The following is a 666-nucleotide window of genomic DNA, read 5'->3' as shown; positions in this document are numbered from 1 at the left end:
TCGAGCTGTGTGCGAACCTTCGATCTGAGACACATCTTCTGGTGTTCCCTGGGCAATGATCTCTCCGCCGCCTTGTCCGCCTTCTGGTCCTAAGTCGATGATCCAGTCTGCTGTTTTGATGACGTCCAAGTTATGCTCGATAACCACAACGGTATTCCCGTGATCGCGCAGGCGATGAAGTACGGTCAATAGCTGCTGAATATCATGGAAGTGCAGACCAGTTGTTGGCTCATCCAGAATGTACAAGGTTTTACCCGTATCACGCTTGGATAGCTCTCTTGCCAATTTCACTCGCTGCGCTTCGCCGCCTGATAATGTGGTTGCCGCTTGACCTAAACGAATGTAAGACAGACCAACGTCCATTAGAGTTTGCAGCTTGCGGGCAATCGCAGGAACAGGATCGAAGAAGGTGCGAGCATCCTCGACGGTCATTTCCAGTACTTCATCGATGGTTTTGCCTTTGTAGCGTACTTCCAGTGTTTCGCGGTTATAGCGCTTACCTTTACACACATCACATGGCACGTACACGTCTGGTAAGAAGTGCATCTCGACTTTGATAACACCATCCCCCTGACAAGCTTCACAGCGACCACCACGAACGTTAAAACTAAAGCGGCCAGGTTTGTAACCACGTGAACGTGATTCTTGCGTACCAGCAAACAGCTC

At 50.2% G+C, this 666-nt stretch carries 1 protein-coding gene; it reads right to left on the bottom strand.

Going from position 1 to position 666, the window contains the following annotated elements:
• Nucleotides 1-666: ATP-binding cassette domain-containing protein (locus R8N49_RS27685; protein ID WP_318190525.1), on the bottom strand; the 666-nt coding region annotated here is incomplete at both ends.

It is taken from the genome of Vibrio sp. 1978 (assembly GCF_033344345.1).
Note: the sequence above shows the minus strand (reverse complement) of the source record. Positions and strands in the feature narration are given on the sequence as shown.